Source organism: Sphingobacterium sp. InxBP1 (assembly GCF_026191775.1).
GTDB lineage: Bacteria > Bacteroidota > Bacteroidia > Sphingobacteriales > Sphingobacteriaceae > Sphingobacterium > Sphingobacterium thalpophilum.
Window position 1 is genome coordinate 269,824 of record NZ_JAINDX010000049.1, and the last position, 21,623, is coordinate 291,446.

The 21,623-nt window shown below is 42.4% G+C and carries 12 protein-coding genes; 11 read left to right on the top strand and 1 reads right to left on the bottom strand.

The genetic code is table 11. The features are described from left to right. The first annotated feature begins 18 nt into the window (after positions 1 to 18). The 7 genes from K7A41_RS21245 (at position 19) to K7A41_RS21275 (ending at position 14,668) form a co-directional block, all read left to right on the top strand. Positions 19 to 3,558, top strand: a complete 3,540-nt coding sequence (locus tag K7A41_RS21245; protein ID WP_265715415.1) for a SusC/RagA family TonB-linked outer membrane protein — start codon at positions 19 to 21, stop codon at positions 3,556 to 3,558. A 12-nt stretch (positions 3,559 to 3,570) separates the two neighbouring features. Further along, positions 3,571 to 4,929, top strand: coding sequence for a RagB/SusD family nutrient uptake outer membrane protein (locus K7A41_RS21250; protein ID WP_265715417.1), 1,359 nt, complete (start codon positions 3,571 to 3,573; stop codon positions 4,927 to 4,929). A gap of 10 nt (positions 4,930 to 4,939) precedes the next feature. Next, positions 4,940 to 6,943, top strand: coding sequence for a TlpA family protein disulfide reductase (locus K7A41_RS21255; protein ID WP_265715418.1), 2,004 nt, complete (start codon positions 4,940 to 4,942; stop codon positions 6,941 to 6,943). Positions 6,944 to 6,964: 21 nt separating this feature from the next. Then, positions 6,965 to 8,584 carry a S41 family peptidase gene (locus K7A41_RS21260; RefSeq protein WP_265715419.1) on the top strand — a complete coding sequence of 540 codons (1,620 nt, stop codon included), beginning with the start codon at positions 6,965 to 6,967 and terminating at the stop codon, positions 8,582 to 8,584. 46 nt (positions 8,585 to 8,630) lie between these two features. Then, positions 8,631 to 9,773, top strand: a complete 1,143-nt coding sequence (locus tag K7A41_RS21265; RefSeq protein ID WP_265715420.1) for a TlpA disulfide reductase family protein — start codon at positions 8,631 to 8,633, stop codon at positions 9,771 to 9,773. Positions 9,774 to 10,150: 377 nt separating this feature from the next. Then, a complete protein-coding gene (locus tag K7A41_RS21270) occupies positions 10,151 to 13,090 on the top strand; it encodes a M16 family metallopeptidase (protein WP_265715422.1) in 2,940 nt (979 codons plus the stop codon). A 156-nt stretch (positions 13,091 to 13,246) separates the two neighbouring features. Next, on the top strand, positions 13,247 to 14,668 hold the full coding sequence (locus tag K7A41_RS21275; RefSeq protein WP_265715423.1) for a serine hydrolase: 1,422 nt from the start codon (positions 13,247 to 13,249) through the stop codon (positions 14,666 to 14,668). Positions 14,669 to 14,813: 145 nt separating this feature from the next. Here the strand turns inward: K7A41_RS21275 and K7A41_RS21280 are convergent, their stop codons facing one another. Further along, positions 14,814 to 15,527, bottom strand: coding sequence for a hypothetical protein (locus tag K7A41_RS21280; RefSeq protein ID WP_265715424.1), 714 nt, complete (start codon positions 15,525 to 15,527; stop codon positions 14,814 to 14,816). A 273-nt stretch (positions 15,528 to 15,800) separates the two neighbouring features. Between K7A41_RS21280 and K7A41_RS21285 the strand changes: the two genes are divergently transcribed. From K7A41_RS21285 to K7A41_RS21300, 4 genes are all read left to right on the top strand, one after another. Further along, positions 15,801 to 15,935: a hypothetical protein gene (locus K7A41_RS21285; RefSeq protein ID WP_262709439.1), complete on the top strand. Its 135-nt coding sequence runs from the start codon at positions 15,801 to 15,803 to the stop codon at positions 15,933 to 15,935. 114 nt (positions 15,936 to 16,049) lie between these two features. Then, positions 16,050 to 16,634: an RNA polymerase sigma factor gene (locus K7A41_RS21290; RefSeq protein ID WP_265715425.1), complete on the top strand. Its 585-nt coding sequence runs from the start codon at positions 16,050 to 16,052 to the stop codon at positions 16,632 to 16,634. Between the two features lie 54 nt (positions 16,635 to 16,688). Next, the gene (locus K7A41_RS21295) at positions 16,689 to 17,891 is read left to right on the top strand and encodes a FecR family protein (protein ID WP_265715426.1); all 1,203 of its coding nucleotides are present in this window, start codon (positions 16,689 to 16,691) and stop codon (positions 17,889 to 17,891) included. A gap of 175 nt (positions 17,892 to 18,066) precedes the next feature. Then, positions 18,067 to 21,606 (top strand): TonB-dependent receptor, encoded by a 3,540-nt coding sequence (locus tag K7A41_RS21300; protein WP_265715427.1) that lies wholly within the window; start codon positions 18,067 to 18,069, stop codon positions 21,604 to 21,606. Positions 21,607 to 21,623: the final 17 nt, after the last annotated feature.

Here is a 21,623-nt window from a genome sequence, read left to right on the forward strand (position 1 = left end):
TTAATCAATCAAAAATTTATGAAAACAAAATTACTTGTGCCTATTGTCTGCCTGATGAGTACCACAGGCAGCTTTGCACAAAAAAGGGCCAGTCTTAGCCAGGCTCTTAGCGAAGTAACCCGGATCTATGGAACCAAATTTTCCTATGAAGAAGGATTGATCCGGGATGCCTTCGTCGACAGTGAGCACATACCTAAAAATAAAAGGCTTCCTGTAGAAACCGTATTGAAGGAGCTTCTTTATCCAAACAATTACTTATTTCTGTATGTACAAAACAATTATTTTACCATTATACGGGATACCCGCGGTAAGCGCGATAATGATGGGGATGATAGATTCTGGAAAGTAATTACAGGGCGGGTAAAGGATACGCATGGAGTACCTCTGAGCGGCGTTACGGTCATTCCTGACGGCTATGCTGTGCGCACAGGTGTAACCACGAGCAGCGACGGTAGTTTTACACTGCGTCTAAAGGATCCAGCAGAGGCAATAATTTTTTCATACGTTGGTATGGAGCCTGCCCGAAGGGTGATAGGCAGTGATACACAGATCAATGTGACGATGGGAGCGGTAAATAATCAGCTAGACGAAGTTGAAGTTGTATCGACGGGATACCAAAAAATTGCAAAAGATCGTGCGACAGGCTCGTTTGGGCAGATCACCAGTAAACAGCTAAAAGAAGTACCTTCTATCAATATCCTGGATCGTATAGAGGGGATGATTCCAGGAGTACAGATTGATCCAGTCAAGAATACAATGACGGTCAGAGGAATCAACAGCTTCAATACAGACGGCGATTCTAAGCGTCCACTGATTGTTATTGACGGCTTTGCGGCAATAGATCAAGATTTGGTGAAAAATACTACACAATTTGCTAATAACTCCATACTTAGCCGTTTCAATCCGGCAGATATCGAGAGTATTACGGTGCTTAAAGATGCAGCAGCAGCTTCTATATGGGGTGCACAGGCAGCAAATGGGGTCATTGTCATAGAAACAAAGAAAGGCCGTATCAGTGAACCAGTCATTTCCTATAATACAAGTCTTAGTATTTCAGCACCTGCCGATCTCGGTAATCTGGATCGAATGACAACTGCGCAGTATATTGACTTTGAAAAAGAAATGTTTGATTACGGGTGGATCGCAGATCCGGAAGTCTGGAATTCAGATTGGCAACTTTTCAACACCAATAAGCCTGCAAGCGAAGCTATACAGTGGATGTATAAAAATAAAAAGGGATTGATCAGTAATGACGAGTTATCCCAGCAGCTCGATCGCTTATCTCAGATCGACAATACCGCACAGATCCGGAAGTATCTGCTACAGCATGCAGTGACCCAACAGCATAACCTTTCGCTATCAGGCGGCAATGGAAGAACAACTTATGCAGTTTCAGGAAATTACTCAAAAGATGTTCCTGTTTTTAGATCTAACCAGGCGCAGTCATTTTTTGTAAATACCAATTTGTCGACAAATTTTTTAAATCAGAGATTGCGACTGACGACGGGACTTAATTATACCTATACAAACAGTGTGTCCAACCAAGTTGCTGCGAATGCGATTGGAAATACAACAGAAGGCTTGAGACCCTACGAGCTATTAGTTGACGCAGAGGGCAATAGAATTCGCCGCTCATCGCGTTTTACAGAATCTGTAGCCGCAAATTTGAAAGATATTGGATTGTATGACTGGACATATAATCCTGTAGATGAGCTTGATTACAATAAGTATACGCTAGCTGATAACCGGGTACGGATCAATGCCGCCCTTGACGCAAAAGTAAATAGCTGGGCTAGCATTAGCCTCTCAGGTATGCTTCAACGCACATTCGCGGATAATAAAAATCTTGACGAGTTGAAGAGCTATTCGATGCGTGATTTCTTAAATTATTATTCGACGGTCGACTTCCAGAAAAAGACATTCACCCGCAATTTTACACAGGGCGGTCGGATGGTCCTACGTAATGAAAATGCGACCCAATATAATGTCCGTTTGCAGGGAAATATTGATAAGTCATGGGCGGATGTGGTCAATTTGAATGTGGTGCTGGGTGGTGAAATAAGTTCGCAGACCGGCATTAACTATTCACAGACAAGATATGGGTTTAACGAAGATACCTACTCCTCGGCTGCTTATAACCAACTAGGTAGTTTTATGGGGATAGAAGGTTGGCAACAATCACTTTCCATCGCTGATGGCTCTATTGGAAGACCTAACTTACGCAAGATGTCCTATTATTCTAATGGAGCGTTATCTTTTCTCAAGGGCAAATACATTGTTTCGGCCAGCGCCCGTTTTGATGATCTTACACTTGTCGGTTTCTCCAGGTCCAAACGCGCCAAACCAATTTGGTCTGCCGGTGCTAAATGGAATATCAAGTCCGAAAATTTTATGCAGGAGGTTGATTGGTTGAATGCGTTGGATCTCCGTGTTACATATGGTGTCGGGGGCACAGTTCCTCAGGGCGGATCCAATGCCACAATTATCAATATAGAAGGCACAGATCCTCAAACTGGAGAGATACCTGCTTCAATAGCTATGCCTAGAAATCCTGAGGTTGGATGGGAAAAAGTGTACACGCAAAATTATGGTCTTGATATTAGTTTACTGAATAATAGATTGAATATCGCATTCGATCTCTATAAAAAGCACACGCGTGATATCCTCTACAACTTTCCTTACAATGCGACCTATGGATGGACTGACCTCCAATTTAACGGTGGCACCATGGAGGGTAACGGTATTGATCTCGGGATAAATGCTGTTGTCATCCGCAAAAAAGACTTTTCTTGGAACTCGATGTTCAACTTTTCGTACAATACCAACAAAGTAACAGATTCGCGTTTTGTGATTACAGAGATAAACAGCTACATCAACGGTGGACTATTGGAAGGAATGCCCTTGGATTACCTATACGCATATAAGTGGGCCGGACTTGACGAAAAAGGTCAAGCCCAAATAGCAAAAGCAAATGGAGAAATCATCACGAGCACACAAAGCGGACGTAACTTATTTGCTCGTGAGGATCTGGTCTATATGGGGCGTACCACTGCGCCTTACTTTGGCGGTTTTATGAATACAGTTACCTATAAAGGCATCAGCCTAGGGGTTCGTATATCCTATGATTTAGGCAATGTTAGGCGTCTTGAGACATTCCGGAGTTATCCACAGTATCAAGGGACATTCTATGGAGTGCTCAATACGAATAAGATGCAGGCAGAGCGCTGGCGTAGCCCGGGCGACGAAGCACATACCAATGTTCCTGGGTTAAAAAATATCAATACGAATAGCTTCAACAGATTCAAAGATTCCGATCAGTTGGTGATCGATGCGAGCCATATTCGCCTGCGACAGATTTCTTTGGGCTATGCCGTGCCGACCTCATACCTCAAACGGACGCCGTTCAAGACCTTAGGTGTAAATGCTGCAGTACGAAATTTGGGCATTCTCTGGAAGGCAAATAAACTAGGTATCGATCCGCTCTATGTACGTGCAAATACGTATAATAATTTGCCGCCCACAAAGAACTTCTTCTTAACTATTGACGCTACTTTTTAAAAAATAAACAACATGGAAGCCAAATATATTCTTTTTGCATCGCTTTTGGCACTAACAGCCGGTACACAAGGCTGTCGCAAATATGTAGAGGTTGATCAATATAATCGTAGGGAACTTAAATATACTAACGATTATGCTTACCTCTTAAATAATTCTACCGTATTCACCCCTACTTTTGGTATGCCGATATTGTCCAGTGATGATCTGACCTTTGCAACACTCGCTTATCAACAGCAGCAGCCCGAAACTGTCGCGTGGCCCTATATCTGGTCATCGCAACTGGTGCCGGACAATACAGAAGATTTGAACTGGTCAAGGCCTTATAAGCAAATTTACACGGCCAACGAAGTTATTGCAGGAGTGATGCAAAGTCAAGACGGTACCGAACAGCAGAAACGCGCGCTTTTGGCTGAAGCTAAAATCCAAAGAGCCTATGCTTATTTTGTCCTCGCCAATCTTTATGGGGATATTTATGACCCGAAGACAGCAGATAATGGGATGGGGGTACCCCTGCTTTTACAACCTGATTTATTTGCGTCGCTGAAACGGACAGCGCTAGCTAAAGTATATGCACAGATTCTTCAGGATTTAGAAACAGGATTAATTGATATTCCAGCAGCTGTGAGTAACAAGAGACATCCCAATAAAGCAGCGGCAGAAGCCTTGCTTGCGATTGTGCATCTTCATATGCGTAACTTTGATCAAGCCGCCGCCCATGCTGATGCAGCCCTTCAATACAATTCAGCCCTTTTGGATCTTCAGCAGTATGCGACATCTACGTCAGGATATCCGAAGCCATTCGATCATCCCGAAGCTTACTTATCCAAACAAGTGGGGCAGCCTATTAATCAACAGCTAAATCCAGAGCTTGTAGCACTTTTTGATGCCAACGATCTTAGACGCACCGTATATATGGACGCTGGAACCAGTCAGATGCCCGCTGGTGCCTTGCGCTCAAAAAAAGCGGACGTCATGCAAGGTGAGCCGAATGCTGGACCCTCTGTTCCCGAGATGTTGTTGATCAAAGCAGAAGTTGAAGCACGTAGAGGAAATACCGTGAAATCGATGGAATTTGTAAACACATTACGGTCCAAAAGATTCAAGTCAGCGGACTTTATACCTGTGTCCGCTACTTCTCCGGATGAGGCGATGCAGATTGTTGTCAACGAACGCAGGCGGGAATTCTTCGGCACCGGTCTGCGGTGGCTGGATATGCGCCGTTATAATCTGGATCCAAAGTTGGCGAAAGAATTCAAGAGGCAATTTGTAAATCAAGATTATACACTCGAGATCAATAGCGCGAGTTATGTGTATCCCGTTGCGAATAAATACCTGCAGTTAAATCCCGAAATAGGTCAAAAATTGAGATAATTTACTTACGATGAAAAAACTGAATATTTTTTTAGTGTTGTTGTTTGTCCAGGCTGTGTTACACGCGCAGCCTCGATTTGACAGCAGTGTTTTTAAACCAGCCAGACCCAAAACGACGGAACCTGTTGAAGTGCTGTATAATGCCAAAGATAAAGATCTCGAGTTCAGCGATGAGGTACACGCTGCCTGCTTTCTTTTTGAAGACTTTGCCTGGAAGCGGATCAATCTACCCATGCAGAAAAATTCCGCTGGGTTATGGACGGTGGCGGTGTCAGTTAAACCGACAACAGCTTTTATCGCTGCCAGATTCTATCAGGGAGACGCTGATCATCCCGACATGCTAGACAACAATCAGGACCTGGGTTATGCTGTTGCCCTGTGCGATGAGAAAGGCAGAGCGGTACCTGGGGCTTATCTGTCGGAGGCTGCTTTTCAGCAACCAACGATAGCCGGAGGTGGCATTTTCGCTTATTATAATAATCAGCCCATAGCGCTGCCAGCTGACTATCTAAAGGCCCTCGCTGAGAAAGAATTTACATTATCAGGCCAGCACTATCTACGCTATTTTCAGCCTTTTATGAACTTACAAAAATTGGCCTTAGGTGATGCTTTCCCCGCTTTCGCTAGGAAGCTGATCACGGATGAACTAAAGCAGAAGAATTTAACTGATGAAGTTCTTAACCAGTTGTATTCCTTTGCCAGTGCACGCCTACAAGACAAAGAATTGACCCGATCGATTGAACAGCGCGTCAATACAGATTTTCCGGGCGGTGCAACAGCACGTTTCATAGCCTATAGCAAGACCATGGGAGGCAGCCCGGACAATGCTGAGGTAATCACTTCGTATGAAAATTTTTTAAAACGGTTTCCTGTTCAGCAATGGCGCGAGCGTCCCAATAGTCAAGGGTTTATCTATTATGCGGTGTATCGCGGACTTGGGGCAGCCTACTTCGAGTCCCGGCAGCTCGACAAATTCGCGAAACTGTATGACGATATCGATTTCCGTACAGGAAATGAACTGATGCGCTGGAATATTATGCGTGCTTATATGTTCAAAATGATCGGAAAGGATAGCCTCTATCAGGTCTCTGAAGCAATTCTTCCTAAATTGATCGCGCGACGGAACGACAATTCATACAAGGACGATTTTGACCGACAGACACAGGCCGATTCCAATGTGATGAAAAACCTCGATGACCGTCTTTTTACGCATATCTCCTTATTAAAGGACCTCAAAAAGTATACAGAAGCTCGAAAATATTTCTTGCTGTTGTCCGAAGATGGCAAATATAACAATGCTGAACTGAATGAAATTAACCTTCAGGTTCTGGAGGGACTGGGCGATGACAAACAAATTCTTCCCCTACTCGAAATGAGCGCTAGATATAATGCGATGACCCCGCGCATGTTTGATAAACTCAAGGCGATTTATCTAAAAGAACATGCTGGGAATGACAGCGGGTACCAAACTTATCTTGCAGGATTGAAATCGAACGAAGAAAAAGCAGCGATGCAAGCGTATGTAGATCATAACTGGGTCAACCACCCTATGCCCGATTTCCGCCTGGAAACGGCCGATGGACTATTTATTACGCCAGCAGACTGGAAGGATAAAATTGTTGTGGTGGATTTCTGGGCTACCTGGTGCCGCCCATGCATTATGGCTTTCCCGGGCATGCAGCTCTTGGTCGACAAATATGCACAGGATAAACAGGTTGCTGTCTATATGTTAGGTACAATGCAGACTGGGAATTATAAGGATAAATCAGTTAACTATGTTCGTGGCGAAGGTTTCCGTTTTAATTTGTTGCACGATTCGGTCAGTCCCAAGACCAATGAACAGGATCTCGTCTTTAGACAGCTGATTCCATTATTCGGCGATTCGTCGATTCCACGCAAGATCATCGTGAAGAATGGCCGCGTGCGCTATTGTTCGGGAGGTTATTCAGGAAGCCCCAGCAAATTGATGGATGAACTATCTCTAGCCATTGAAATCCTTAAAAACGAAAAATAGAATATTAAATCACTATACAATATGAACAGGAAAACAACGAGCTTGCTCGTCGGGATGATTGGCCTCGGCCTCTCCTTACAGGCTCAGATGAATCCAAAATATAAGTTTGAGGAGGCATTGAAGCTTATTCAGCAGAACTATGTTGATCAGGTCAATGAAGAACAGCTGGTGGATGCAGCTATCAAAGCGATGATATCGGATTTGGACCCCCATTCGCGTTACACGAGCCGCGAGGAGGCGGAGCAAATGCGGATGGCCATGAGTGGAAGCTTTGCTGGCATAGGCATTCAGTTTCTAAAAAATAATGACCAGACCTTTGTCACCAAAATTAACCCCGATGGACCGGCGATGCGTGCTGGAATACGGGTGGGGGATCAGATCCTCGGTATTGATGGTGATAGTATTGCGGGAAAAAAATGGGGCAATCGGGAGATTATGGAAAAATTGCGGGGTGAAAAGGACGTGCCAGTGGTACTTACACTATTATCGCCGGGAAGCAAGGAAAGGCGAGATATAAGAGTTGTTCGTGAGAATATCTTGGAAAAGTCAGTTCGTGAAAGTTACATGGTCGACAAAGAGATCGGCTATATAGCGCTTTCGATTTTCAACCGGACTACGCGACAGGAAATAGACGCTGCCTTAAAAGGACTAAAAGAGCAGGGGATGAAAAAGTTGATCCTTGACCTACAGAGCAACGGAGGGGGATATGTGGAGTCCGCAATTGGCGTGGCCGATGAATTCTTGCCTAAGGAGAAAATTGTTTTTTATTCGGTGCCCAACGAGGGCGGTAAGGACTACTACTTCACCGGAGGATATGGCCAGTTTTATGACGGACAGTTGGTCGTCCTTATTGATGAGTCCACAGCTTCATCTAGTGAAATCGTGACTGGAGCGCTACAGGACTGGGACCGCGCAGTGGTGATCGGTCGCCGCAGTTTTGGAAAAGGGCTAATGCAGAAGCCGGTACCGCTATCCGACGGGTCGGTCATGCAGCTTACCGGCGCCCGTTATTATACCCCGTCGGGACGTTCGATTCAAAAGCCCTATACCAAAGGAAAAGACGATTATTTTCAGGACTTTAATCGTCGGATGGCATCCAAAGAATTGATGGAAGAGGGGCATGTTTCCTTCCCTGATTCGTTAAAATATACCACTTTAGGTAACAAAAGAATAGTCTATGGCGGAGGCGGGATCATGCCGGACCGCTTTGTGCCTATTGACACAAACGAATATAGCGCATGGATGGCACAACTCATGAACAATGGCATTATCGCCAAAGGAGGATTTGAATTTGTGCAGCAAAATCGTGCAGCACTTCTTAAAGCCTATCCGGACTTTGCTACCTTCAATTCACGGTTTAAAGTTCCCAAAGAAGTCCATTTCCAGCTGATCAATGCCGCAGCTGATCACAACGTAGCCATTCCTCCGGGCGGCCAGCTGGATGCTCATGCAGCTATCGATGTCGAGTTTAAGGCGCAAGTTGGTTCGCTGCTTTATACAGGCGGTGATTATATGGCTCGAGTCAGAAATGAAGCTAACCGGAGTTTTAAGGAAGCCTTGGTTGTACTTCGCGACGAGAAATTGTATGAACATTTGTTACAGGCAGACATAGTCGGCCAAATCGTAAAAAAAGTACAGTAGAATTATCCAATTAAATTTCGAACAATAGAATAAATACCGAATAGATATGAAAAAAATAAAATGGGCCCTAGCTTTAGCCTGTGTATTGCCGGCAATGGGCCATGCTCAACAAAACTATACATTACAAGGAACAGTCGGTAAATTAGATAGGCCGGCGAAAGCCTATCTGCGTCTCAATTACGATGGAAAGGAACGGATTGATTCGGTGGAAATAAAAAATGGAAAATTTGAGTTTAAGGGAAGTATCCCGTCACCGATGGAAGCGCATTTGCGTATCATCCATGATAATGCGCCTTTCGATCCAGCCAAGCCACCGAAACAGGACATCTTACCATTTTTAATTGAGGGAGCAACGATTAAATTTGCCGCCACAGATTCCATAAAACATGCACAAATAACCGGATCTCCATTGAATACGGAAAATGAACGCGTAAATGCATTATTGAAACCCATATATGACCAGTACGAGGCTTTAAATAACGAATATAAATCCAAATCTCTAGCAGACCAACAGGACCCGAAATATATCAAGACATTGGAAGACCGAGCCAATGCGATACAGCAGCAGACCATTGATGCCAAATTGGATTATGTCGCCAAAAACCCAAAAAGCTATATGGCTTTGATGGCTTTTAATTCTACCTTACCACCGGAGTTTGATGCCATCAAGGCCGAAAAGATATTTGCCACACTGGATCCCAGTTTACAGAATTCTATCCTTGGAAAAGACTTGGCAAAGCGTATCGCTTTGGTCAAAAAAACAAGCGAAGGGGTAGAGGCACAGGATTTTACACAGCCTGATGTTGACGGCAAACCGGTGAAGTTATCCGATTATCGTGGTAAATATGTGCTTATAGATTTTTGGGCGTCTTGGTGCGCCCCATGCCGACGTGAAAATCCAAATTTGGTAAGATCCTATGCTAAATATCAAAAAAAAGGCTTTGAAATTCTGGGTGTTTCCATGGATAAAGCTGCGGACAAGTCGAAATGGTTAAAAGCCATTCAGGATGATGGACTTACCTGGAGGCAGGTCGGCGATCTTAAGGGATGGGAAAATGAAGCCGGAGCAATGTACGATGTTAAGGCTATTCCAATGAATTTCTTGGTAGATCCGAATGGTAAAATCATCGCTAAATATTTACGTGGAGAAGAGTTAGATAAAAAACTAGCCGAAATTTTTGATAAGTAGTTTTCACCAGCACCTAAACTTATCCGGTGCTGGTAAATGTTTAGTTAGTGGAGACGGCTGTTCCTTTGGCAGCCGTTACTCTTTTTGGAATCCGGTACCAGATATGGTATCTGAGCATACCTCTTCTTCAATTTTGGAAGGCACAGTCGCTCAATGATAGTTTGGTTTAAGCCTTGATTTTCAAACAGAAAAAACTGCAGGCGGACATAGAAAAACTGATGGTTTTTATATTTTTTTCTTGTTTTATGTTGTTTTTCAGTTCTTTTTCTTGGATTATCTAACTGTTGTTGTGTTTACTCTGGTTAATTGCGATTATTGCTGTAAATAATCTTGTTTAAAAAATTACCCTGATTCGTGAAAAATAATTATTCCCAATTATGAATAGAAAATTCAAAACAATAGCTTTCATTTCCTTATTGTTCATCACCACTGGTCTTCAGGCGCAGGTCGGCAAATATCAGTGGAAAGAAAGCTCTGAAGGCGGATATACCTATAAATATGTAACTAACGATCCTGTGCAGACACGTTTTTACAAACTGAAAAATGGTCTCACCGTTATTCTTAGTCCAAATAACAAACAGCCCCGTATACAAGCATACATTGCAACCAAGGCTGGCAGTAAAACGGATCCTAAAGATCATACTGGACTGGCGCATTACCTTGAACATATGCTCTTTAAGGGTACGGACAAGTTCGGCAGCCTTGATTGGTCCAAAGAAAAACCTTTGCTGGATCAAATCGATGATCTTTATGAGAAATATAATCATACGAGTGATGCTAATGAACGCACGGCTATTTATAAAGAAATTGACCGCGTGTCCGGCGAGGCGTCAAAATATGCTATCCCCAATGAGTACGACAAATTGATGAGCAGCATGGGGTCTAAGGGGACCAATGCTTTTACATCTTTTGAACAGACCGTCTATGTGGAAGATATCCCCAACAATGTCGTTGACAAATATCTAGCTGTTCAGGCCGAGCGTTTCAGAAGCCCCGTTCTGCGTTTGTTCCATACCGAACTGGAATCCGTATATGAAGAGAAGAACATCAGTTTGGATAACGATAATAGAAAGTCCATAGAGACTATTTTTGCAGCTATGTTTCCCAACAACAATTATGGCAGGCAAACCGTATTGGGGTCTGTTGAGCATCTCAAAAATCCTTCGCTAAAGGCTATCCGTGATTATTATAATACCTATTATGTTCCCAACAATATGGGCATTATTATGTCTGGAGATTTCAATCCTACGGATATCATCCAACGTATTGACAAGGCGTTTTCCGCTATGAGATCTAAGCCTGTTCCGGCTTATGCATTTGAAAAAGAGCAACCGATTACCAGTCCCATTACAAAAACCGTCACCGGTCCTGCATCAGAGTATATTTTGATGGGATTTCGGTTTCCCGGAGCGGCCGATCCGGATGCGCAGCTGCTGAATCTTATGGCCAATGTGCTGACCAACGGATCTGCCGGATTGATTGACCTGGATCTTGTCAAGTCCCAGAAATTACTGGGTGCTGGCGCGTTTCCTTACGTTTTAAAGGATTATTCCATGTTAATCTTACAGGGCAATCCGGGAGCGGGACAGAGCCTGGAGGATGTTAAGCAGCTCTTGTTGGATGAACTTGATAAATTGAGAAAGGGAAAGTTTTCAGAAGACTTGCTTACTTCTATCGTAAACAATGAAAGGAAGGCACAGATCAAGCTTTTTGACAATTATACAAGTACGGCTGAGCAACTCATGTCTGGCTTCACCTCGGAGCTTGACTGGGCAAAAGAACTGGCTTATACGGATCGTTTAGCGAAGATAACGAAGGAAGATATTGTACGTTTTGCCAATAAGTATTTATCTGAAGTGAACTATGTCGCTGTTTATAAACAAAAGGGGCAGGATACCACGGTCGATAAAGTGGTCAAACCAGCCATTACGCCCATTACGGTCAACCGCAATGTAGAGTCTGCCTTTTTGAAACAGATCAATGCCATGTCCGAACAAGATATTCAGCCGCTGTGGATTGATTTTGAGAAAGATATGACAACTGCTAAGTTGAAAGATTTGGATGTTTTGGCCGTACAGAACAAAAACAATGAGCTTTTTAGCCTCACATACCATTTTGACTTTGGGCGGTGGGATAATAAATTATTAGGATTGGCAGTAGGATATTTAGAGTTTTTGGGCACGAGAGATAAGACCAGCGAAGACTTTAGCAAGGCATTTTACAAATTGGCATCCGATTTTTTGGTATCTACAGGAAATGAAGAAAGCAGTGTTTCTATTTCCGGTCTAAATAGTAATTTCACTGCATCAATCGACCTATTGCAGGATCTGATGCATAATTGTGTGGCGGATGAAGCGGCTTTCAAAGCATATATTGAGCGCGTCAAGAAATCGAGGGCCAATGCCAAGGAAAATAAGGCGACCATTATGGAAGGGTTAAAAGCCTTTGCGCGTTATGGAGCTAAAAATCCGTTTAATTACACCTATTCAGACGGGGAACTGGATAGCTTAAAAGCGTCAGATCTTGTTGATGTGTTACACAATCTGGCGAATGCCAGACATCGTATACTATATTACGGTCCACAAGCAGTGGGTGATCTTGTCAAAAACCTGAAATCTTTAAAACAGAGTGACCTGCCTTATTTTAACATAGAGAAGGGCGTGAAATTTGAAGAAAAGCCCACAACTGAGAATAAGGTCCTGTTCGCACAGTATACTATGAAGCAGGCTGAAGTGTTCTGGATTCGGAACTCCGGCTTATTTGACAAAAACCAGATACCTACTGTTGCATTTTTTAACGGTTATTTTGGGGGAGGAATGGGCAGTATTGTTTTCCAGACACTCCGCGAATCGAAAGCACTAGCCTATACGACATATGCGTATTACGGACAACCTCAACGGAAAGAAAATCATGGTATGGTAGGCGCATATATTGGGACACAATCTGATAAGTTTAAGGATGCTGTAGGTGGAATGAATGAGCTTTTGAACAAACTCCCTGAATCTAGAGTAGGCTTGGAATCAATCCGGACCAATTTATTGAAATCACTGGCAAGTGAGCGGATTACAGGTGCAGGTATACTCTCAAGCTATCTGGCTGCACAGCGTCGGGGACTAAATGAAGACTCCAGAAAACTGATTTTTGATAAATTGCCTCAACTAACGTTTTCGGACCTTAGTGCCTTCCATGCAGACAATATCAGTAGTAAACCCTATATCTATTGTATTGTAGGAGATGAGAAAGACTTAAATAAAGATACGCTCTCACACTTGGGAAGTATCCAAAAATTAAGTCTTGAAGAGATATTTGGATACTAATCCAATGAAAGTTGTTTCAGTGTTTATAGTTTATTGGGGCCGCATCATATACAGCGGCCCTTTTTTATTATTGCGCCATAAACATTTGGTCACAGCATTGCTTGCAGTATGATTTATCGTTTTGAAACCTTAAATTTAGAAAATACAAACCGACAGATGAAAAATATAGGAAATTATAGCTTTTTTGTCCTTTTGCTTCAATTTTCCTTCCTGCTTGCAGAGGCTCAGGGGAATCGTCCGGTTTACGATCGTGCGATGAAAGAGGTTCAGCAGCTATTTAATGAAAGGCAGCCCGATCGTATTTATGAACAGGCATCCAATAGTTATAAAACTAGAATGCCAAAGGAAAAGTTCACGCTTGGGATGAAGAAATTTGTAGCGAAGACAGGGCAGATGCAGAGTTTTTCTTTTGTTGATACAGCGGCGAATGGATATAACTATGCGATTAAGTTTGAAAATTCCGACCAGTTATTTTCGATTCTGCTTGATGAAGAAAAGAAGATCATCAGGATGAATTTTAAAGAAATCCCTTTTGTGGCCAAAGAAAAGGATTACAAGGTCGCGAGTAGCAATCCAATGAAAGATTCTTTAGATTTATGGGTAGAGAAATTCGTTAGGCCCTATATCCAAAAGGAAAACGCTGCTGGTATCATACTAGCTATAATTGAAGGTAACAAAGAAAGGAAATACAGTTATGGAACCACTGACAAAACGATTCAGGCTCTACCAGCATCTTCTGAAAGCATCTTTGAAATTGGGTCAGTTACAAAAGTATTTACCTCTCTATTATTAGCCAAGGAAGTCGTTGAAGGAAAGATGACATTGAATGATCCTGTCAATCAGTATTTACCCGATTCTATTCCTCCATTAAGCTATCAAAATAAGACAATATCGCTGATGCAGTTGTCTAATCATACCTCTGGATTACCCCGGCTTCCTGAAAACATTTTTTCTGGCAATGTGATCATTGAGGATCCGTATCGTCATTACACGTCAGATTCCCTTTTCCATTACCTGAAAAATTACAAAGTTGTTGCCCAACCCGGAAGCCGGTTTTCTTATTCAAACTTGGGGGCGGGATTACTAGGCGTGATTTTAGAACGTCAAAATAGTAAAACGTTTGCACAGCTCCTAAATGAAAATATTTTTTTGGCACTAGGGATGAGCAAAACATCATTGAAGGATGTAGGCGTTATTCAAGGGTATGATGAAAGAGGTAAGGCTTCTTCCAATTGGCATTTAGGCCCGTTGTCGGGTTCCGGTGCAATTCGGTCTACGCTCGATGATATGATAATTTTTATGAAAGCGCAGTTAGGCTCAAAGAATAACTTGGCGAATGCGATCGAATTGAGCCATAAAGAAACTTTCAGCGCTGCCGAACAAACAATGGGGCTTGGCTGGCGAATTGAAAAACTCGAAAATCAGCAAATATTTTATCATTCTGGAGGCACTGGAGGATTTAGATCTTTCGTTGCATTTAATGATAAACAACAAAAAGCGATTGTTATTTTATCCAATACAGCTGTTGACGTGACGAATATAGGCTTTTCTATTTTAGAACAGGCGTTAAATGATTAGCACCAAAATTGAAGTTAAAAGTATTACTTACTTTCTTCACATTGATATCAATCCCTGACGATTATGTATCTAGAGTGCACTGAGATTTGTTGCCACTACCAAGAAGTGTAAATTGCGTCTTACATTTGACAAGCGAGTTTTTGGATTAATTTAAGTTAAGTCCGAAAGCGAGTCCGTACCAGAATTTATTTTGATAAATCCAGATCCGCCGGTTGCTGCCTAATAGATGATCGAACCCCAAAGCCATTCCGACCGTAAAATTATTGACAGCAAAAATTCCTGCCAGTCCCTTGCTCCAAACAACACCATCATACTCCTGTTCTATCAAATTATTGGTGTTGGTGGGCGATATCGATGTATTTCCAAAACCTGTGAAAGCGCCTACTGAAAATCCAAAATGATTCATGTTGCGCTCTGATCTGCCCAAGGGATTTGTACTGTAGTCGATGATGTATCTGTCCCGTCTATATCCAAAATATCCTGCACCGTTCAAATTAGTGTTTAACTGTAAGGGAACTCCCCCCTGTGAAGGACGGAATTTTAGAGGTATCGTCAAAAAATCAATATCGAAAGAAGCTTTACTGAATGGAATAGCTTCTTCGGTATTTGTTTTCAATTTACTTTTTTGAAATTCATAGAAATTTGCCGTATCAATCACAGATATGCCATTTTCCTTTAGTTCGGATGGATGTATCCGTATAATTTCATCAGCTACATCAATATAGACGCGTTGCTTTATGCCGTCTATATTTTGTGTATAAAAGCCGTCGTTAAACGCCTTTTTGCTGTTTTTTTGGAATACATTGCAACCCGAAACAGTGACGCTCATGGAAAGTGTAAATAGTGCGAGTCTCTTCATAAAAATTTCACCCATCATCATAGGAAAGACACTTCTAAGGTTGAGTTTGCCCATCATAGAATGTCTCTCCGTCTAAACCCTTAAATAGACAATTTTAGTCTGCTTCGAAATTAATCATATTTTTAATTGATTAAGTTAAAATGCTGCTTATTTTTTTACCGAAATATCCAGCAGCAGTACATGACATGTCCGTCTACATTACGTCTTCATTTTAAATGTTTTTACTAGGAGGAAGCATACCGCCCTATCAATAGGCATAATCACAAGAGAAGCATGAGCAATACTTCTGATAAAAAGATCGCCACCAAAGACGTCAGTACTGCTAAGTATCGTTTGATGCATAAACTGGTAGATGCCGCTGATGGCACTGTAGCTTCACCGATGCTGTGCTATAACTACTGGTTTTGACGCCGGTCGAAATCCGAACTTGCCTAGATTTCATTTTGAAATAATCTTGCATTTATATAGATTTAACATAAGTTTTGTTGCTTAGACCAAGTGTAACCTAGGGAAAATATGACCATGGATTTAAATGCAGTTCCGTTGAGCCTTGATGAGTTTAATCGCTTTAAATCGGGAGATGAGAAGGTTTTTAAAAAAAATTTCGATTTTTATAGACCTTTGCTGTACCGCAAAGTACGTCGTGTATGTGCTTCAGACTTAGATGTGGAGGAGATTATGCAAGAAATTTTTGTACAGCTTTTTTTGAAACGCGATTCAATTCCCTCGGCAGAAGCTATCTTTCCTTTCTTATTTTTAGTTGCGAAACGAATGGCCATTACGTTCTTTCGAAAGGAACTGTCAAGACAGAAATATCAACTATCGCATTTGACAGCTTGGGATGAGCTGAGCGATGAATTGGAACGAAAGCTCGCACATAGAGATTTGGATAGGATACTACAAGAGATTGTATCTCGATTACCACCGCAACAACAGCTTGTTTTTAATAAAAGTAAAATAGAGGAGATGAGCTATGCCGAGATCTCCGAAGAAATAGGTATTTCCAAAAATACCGTCCGCAATCACCTTGTAGCGGCATGCCAGTTTGTGCGTTTGAAACTTGATAGCTTACTTTGCATCTTTTTTCTAATTAAAAACATCTTTTGACTAGTCCATCCTTTCGAGTTGTACGAATAATACTATAGAGAACAACAAAAAAGGATGTCCAAAGTAGAAGCATATAAAATTATTATCAGTCAGTTTTTGGCGAAAACATTAGATGAGCGCGCAAAAGAAAATTTTGCCAATTATCTAAATGACCCAGATTTTTTGGAAGCATGGCAACAGCTGATGGAGGAAGGAGAAGTAAGGCCTTCTTCAAATGATGGTATAGCACATGAAGCACTTTTTAGAACAATCATTCAAGATGAAAGAATAAAAGAGCAAGTTATTTCTACTTCGCATAAAAAGAGATCATCAGTTCATCTGTTAAAATATGCCCGCATAGCCGCGATTTTGCTGCTGGTGGGTGTATCTGCCTCGATATTCCTTTATGTACAAAAAAATAGACCGGATAACCCTGCGATAGCCGACAATTCGCCAACTGTAATCGTTCCAGGATCTCAGAGAGCCGAAATAATTTTGGAAAGTGGTGAGCGGATAGACCTCGAAAAACTAAGATTAGATACGGTTATAGATAATGGTGCGTTCGAAATTATCAAATCAGGCAAAGGTTTGATATCCTATCGCTTAAAGGGCTCAGAAGCACTTCATCAGCAGACAGCGTACAACACAATCGTTACACCACGAGGCGGTGAATATAAACTGGTTATGGCGGACGGTACAAAAATTTGGCTGAATGCTGCTACTACACTTCGTTATCCGATCAATTTTAACAGCGAAGAAAGAAAAGTTCAACTGCAGGGCGAAGCTTATTTCGAAGTCGCTAAACAAGTCCATCGTGGACGACGAGTCCCCTTTATTGTCAATTCTGGACACCAGCAACTGGAAGTTTTGGGGACATCCTTTAACCTTCAAAATTATGGAAAATCGATCGTCACAACTTTGGTGGAAGGCAAAGTGAAATTAAATGTTCAGCAGGACAACCTATACCTGAGTCCTGCTGAACAGGCAGTATTTCATTTGACTGACAAAAAGTTTTCAAAGGCCGCGGTGGACCCGCGCTATTTCACCGCTTGGAAAGAGGGGAAGTTTGCTTTTTACGATACCTCCATTGACGAAGTCATGGAAATTATCAGTAGATGGTATGACGTGGAAGTTCACTTTGATCATCATCCCGATAACTTTGCGTTTTCAGGTACGGTGTCAAGATATGATGATATTAACAAACTGCTCCGCACGATCGAACTAGTCGGAGAGATTCACTTTGAATTGAAAGGGAGGAAAATTTATGTAAAAAGATAACCAGGTAAGAAGATTTCAGGAGCGTTGCGATCGCTCCTGAATTTTGTCTTCGAAAAGACTAGCTGAAAAGATTTAATAGACTTAAAACCATTACAACCGTATGCAAAAGTACAAAAAAAAACGGTATGGAGGTCCTATGCCTAAAAGTAGGATCTCTACCAAAAAAGAATTGGCTATGAAAATGTCATTAGCGATTCCTTTGTTGCTGGCCTCTAACCTCCAGTTGAGTGCAATTACATTTGGACAAGGAGTCAACATCCAAAAGAAAAATGCTAAACTCGAAACCATATTAAAGGTTTTTGAAGAGCAGAGCGGTTACAATATTCTGTATAAAGCTTCCCTGCTACGCGACACTAAACGGATAGACGTCAATTACAAGAACGTGCCATTCGAACACGCATTGAAAGATGTTCTGGCCAATTACCAGATCGCCTATAAGATGATGGACAACAATGTGGTACTAAGTAAGCCAGTAGCCAAATCGGCAGCAGTACCCTGGAATCCACCTATTGCAGGCTTCAATAATTCGGTTTTCATCCAACAGCGCAACGTAGAGGGAAATGTGGTAGATTCAAAAGGAAATCCAGTTAGCAATGTTACCATAACGGAGAAGGGAACGGAAAATAGAACTACCAGTGACGAAAACGGGCGATTTGAGATTCGTCTTAAGACAAATAATGATCAGCTGATATTTTCGATGCTAGGCTACCAGTCCAAGGAAGTTAATGTCAGTGGACAGAGTAAGATCCAGGTTAGCCTGGACATGGCTATCACAGCGATGGATGAGGTGGTAGTCGTCGGTTACGGCGAACAAAAAAAGGTTAACCTGACTGGGGCAGTTAGCCAGATATCGGGCAAGGAATTTGAAGATCGACCTGTCACACAACTCACCCAAGCGCTACAAGGCAATATTCCCAATCTCAATATTGTTTTTGGTTCCGGAAAGCCCGGCACCAGTGGTTCGATCAATGTACGTGGAAATACCTCCATCAACGGTGGCGGCCCCTTGATTTTGATCGATGGTATTCTTGGTACCTTGGACCGTATCAATCCGAATGATGTAGAATCTGTTACAGTCCTCAAAGATGCTTCAGCAGCGGCTGTCTACGGAGCGCGAGGAGCCTTCGGTGTTGTTTTGGTCACAACCAAAAAAGGGGGTAAAAATGGGAAGACCTCCATTGAATACAATAACAATATTGGCTTCACCACACATGCAACGAATACGGATTTCATAACCAGCGGTTATTGGAACGCTAAGATCAACGATGATGCCATGTATAATGCATTGGGTTACCGGACCACACGATATACCGACGAAGATTATGAAGAACTACTGGCACGTGTTAACGACAAAACCGAAAACCCAGAAAGACCTTGGGTGGTGATCAAGAAAGACGCTAGCGGCAATGACATTTACCGGTATTATGCCAATTTTGATTGGTTCAATTATTTGTACAAAAAGACAAGACCAAAAAATGAGCATAATCTTTCTTTTTCTGGAGTTTCAGGCAATACGCGCTACGCCGTATCTGGCTCTAAAGCAAGTGAACAGGGAATATTCAACATTAATCCGGACAAATTTGGGCGCTACAATTTAAGGGCAAATATCGCATCCGATATACGTAGTTGGCTTACGGTCAGTAATAGTACCCATTTTTTCAAATCGAGCTATGACTGGGCAGGGCTGGAAAATAATTTCAGTGCAGTTACCAACAATGTGAGCAATAGCCCAACCTATCATTATCATGCGATGTACGTTCCCCGCAACCCAGACGGTACACTTACAGGTTATTCAGGTATCAACAGCTACCCGATCGGATATGGCCTGCACAATGCACTCGAAAGTGGTACGATGCGAGGGTATACTCGTGGTACGGAATTTACCAATATGACAGAGGCGGTGTTGAAGCTGGGGAAAGGTCTGTCGGTAACAGGTAATTATTCCTATCGGGAATTTCGCTCAGACTATTCCTACAGGCAGACTAAACAGTACTATTCCAAGTATCCAGGACAGCTTGAATTGTCTTCTCTTGGTGCGTTGAACCAGGATAAGCTTCGTGAAAATATGGAAAAATACGCTTGGCATTTTATTAATATTTTTGCCACTTACCAAAGAGATTTTGGAGATCATCATGTTTCGGTGATGGGCGGCTTTAATCAGGAAGACCGCTCTCATAAGCGGATTGGTGGAATCGGTCAAGATCTGCTATCCGAAAGCTTAAATGATCTTGATCTGGTAATTGGCGAGAAGCAGTTTGAAGCAGGTGGTGATGAGTGGGCAGTACGTGGTGGTTTCTATCGTGCCAATTATGATTATAAGGGCAAATACTTGCTGGAGGTCAGCGGACGGTACGATGGTACCTCACGGTTTCCGAAGCATAGCCGATTTGGTTTTTTTCCATCCTTTTCTACAGGCTGGAGAATTAGCGAAGAGAAGTTTTTTGCTCCGTTAAAGAATATGATCAATAACCTGAAGATCAGATATTCATACGGATCATTAGGTAATCAGGAAGTCGCCACCTATGCTTATATTTCGTCAATGAGTACAGGTCAGATCTCTTATCTGGTGAACGGTCAAAAATTGAATGTTGCCAATAGTCCCGCTCCAGTAGCACCCACATTGACCTGGGAAGAAATTACGACCAGCAACATAGGTCTCGACTTTAGTTTATTCAATAATAAACTGGATTTTCAATCTGATTTCTATGTCAGGCAGACCAAAGGCATGCTCAGTAAAGGTAAAACCCAGCCTGCTGTGTTTGGAGCATCCGAGCCCAAAGAAAATGCAGCCGACCTGAAGACCAAAGGTTTTGAACTTTCACTTTTATGGAAAGACCATTTTGATGTCGGCGGAAGACCCTTTAATTATTCCGTGCGAGCTATGCTGTCCGATTATCAAGCTGAAATCACCAAGTTTGCCAACGACGCCGGCTTGTTGAGCAATTATTATAAAGGACAAAAACTCGGTGAGATATGGGGATATCATTACGATGGATTTTTTAAGACAACCGAAGAGGCTCAGGAATATGCTAAGTATGTCAATCAAGATCAGATCAATCGGCGTCGTGTACAGGCTCCCACCGCAGACTTACGAATGCTTCAAGCAGGAGATATCAAGATATTGGATCTCAATGGCGATGGCATCATCGATGCCGGAGACAATACGTTGTTCAATCCCGGAGATCGTACGATCATCGGAAACAGTCAGCCGCGTTACTCTTACGGGCTAAATCTGGTGGCCAACTGGAATGGGATCGATCTGTCCGCTTTTTTTCAGGGAATCGGTAAGCAAAATTGGTATCCTAATCTGGAAGCACAAGCCTTTTGGTCCGTCTATGCCAGACCATACGATTCCTTTATTCCTGCTAATTTTCAGGATAAAATATGGTCGCCCGATAATCCGGATGCTTATTTCCCTTTTTTGCGGGGCTATACAGCGCAAAACTCTGAACTTTCTGTCGCTAATGATATGTATATGCAAGACGTAGCCTACCTAAAGCTCCGCAATCTGACTGTAGGCTATACCTTCCCTGTTGCGCTCACCCAAAAAGCGAAGATCAATAAGTTACGTCTATTTTTTAGCGGAGAAAATTTGCATACTTGGACCAAATTGGAAACCGACTACATCGACCCCGAGCAGGTAATGACTGACAATACTGGTAGGAGTTACCCTATGGGCCGTGTTTATTCTTTTGGTGCTCAGTTGTCCTTTTAATTTATGCATGTCTGTTA